Annotated in this window: 1 protein-coding gene; it reads right to left on the reverse strand. The window is 37.9% G+C overall.

Features of this window, described 5'->3' with window-relative positions; genetic code table 11:
- Positions 1 to 212: 212 nt before the first annotated feature.
- A complete protein-coding gene (locus GNF10_RS36645) occupies positions 213 to 1,376 on the reverse strand; it encodes an endo-1,4-beta-xylanase (RefSeq protein ID WP_185580502.1) in 1,164 nt (387 codons plus the stop codon).
- Between the last annotated feature and the right edge of the window lie 543 nt (positions 1,377 to 1,919).

The raw sequence follows: 1,919 nt of genomic DNA on the forward strand, positions 1-1,919 counted from the left end.
TGCCTTGCACTTTTGTTCGATTTATAGACTTCAATCACTATTTATACAAGGGTTTCAGTCTTAACCAGCAAGCCCTATGTAATACTGTATTAGGGCTTAATCACTAATTACTCCAGACACTTTATTTTTCATCATCGTCAATAAGGAAGAATATCCTCACATCCTTAGTTAAAAATGACATTTAAAAGCGCTATTTACGTCTGAATGAAGTATTAAGTCGCTTGCTGAAAAGCCTGGGCAATAGCGTTGCGAGCAAGTTTAGGTTGCAGGTTTTCATCGAAGGGAAGTGGACGCAGGAATTTCCAGAGACTTGGATTGTTTCTAAAGGTTTTTGCTGGCATCCAGTTGGGATGACGTATCCAGGTATGACGGTCGGTAATTCCCCATGTAATTACAGTATCAACTCCAGCCGCAAAGCAGAGGTCAAGATATCGCTTGTAACTGTCGGCTACCATCTGATCTAGCTTTTTGATATTATCGGGCAGTGGGGCATCAATGATAATGTCTAATTCTGTGATTATTGGTTTAACTTGAAGATCGTTAAGCCGTCTTAAGACAGAATTAAATCCTTTTTGATCAAAACCATAAGCAGTAGAAAACCATAGATGTGATTGGATACCTGCACCATCAATTTTAACGTCACTATTCTTCAGATATTCGACCATTTTTAAGAAACGATCTGATTTCCATGTAGCGCCTTCGATGCCGAAATCATTTAGGTAAAATTTCTTGGTGTTATCAACTGAAGCCGCAATTAAAAACAAATCTCGAATTAATTCTCGTTTTACCCCTTTACGCAAACCGTAGGTAGGATTATCAGTTTCATTTTCACTATCAGCGATAATTTCATTGGCAATATCCCAAGACTTTAAAACAGGGCTATTGCGATAATGTTCCATAACTCCTTTAACATGGCGTTCGAGCATTTTAAGAGTGGGGGGATAAGGTAGCCAGTCTGGTTTTCCCATGTGCCAGAAAAGGGTATGCCCATGCAATTGTATATTATGCTTTTGGCAGAAACCAGCGATCGCATCTGCTGACTCAAAAGTAAATTTTCCTGGCTGTGGTTCAGTGGCGTTCCATTTTAATTCACCATTTGGTGTCACTATCGAACATTCACGAGCAATTAGGTCAGCGTAACCCTTCTCTTGTAGCAAAAATTCACTAGAAACTGCTGCGCCATAACGCTTTCCTTTGGCTGCTGCTAATTGTCGAAGGGGAGAATTGACATTTGCGCTTGCACTTAGATAATTTGCCGTAGCAGCATTTGTGGTATCATCTTCCTTTTGCCTATCCTTTTGTAAAAACCCCATAGTCAATAAGGCAGAAAGGGTTGTGTATCCTGCTCTTTTTAAAAATTTTCTGCGATAAGGCATAAACGGTATTTAATAAAAAGCACAATTTATTATACTTTTTAAAGTATCGCACTTGCTCGACATCCCACCCTAAACTGAAGTGCAAGGCTGATAGCCAAAGTCCATTTAAGTGGGCTGAAATCATCTAAATACTAGTCCTCTTTAGAGAGATGTCATATCCCCAAATGTGGGTAACGACAAGGCTTAAAAGGGTGTTAAAACTTTAACTTAACCATATTGCGAGTGGTTTTGTTAAACTGGCGATCGCTTAGAAACTACGTTCTTGAGTATAAGCTGCTGAAAAAAAATTATTCGATTGTCAATCCTCCAAAAGACACAACATATATTATTGATGCTTACTTAATTCTGATTAATCAAATCAAAAACTTACTCATAGCCGTTTTCGCTCACCCACAATTAGTTAAGTCATGAAAATCCCATATTTGATAAATTAATATTAATATCATCACAAAAACTGAGTATTAACAACTTCTACAAATCCTGATTAGACAGACTTGTCTTCTGAGCAAACATTTGAAACCACAGCTAAGGTAATTATTAATC

Origin of the sequence: Nostoc sp. UCD121, assembly GCF_014222285.1 — a bacterium.
GTDB lineage: Bacteria > Cyanobacteriota > Cyanobacteriia > Cyanobacteriales > Nostocaceae > Nostoc.

Coding starts and splice junctions, on each gene's coding strand:
- GNF10_RS36645 (WP_185580502.1), bottom strand. CDS start 1,376: ATGCCTTATCGCAGAAAATTTTTAAAAAGAGCAGGATACACAACCCTT.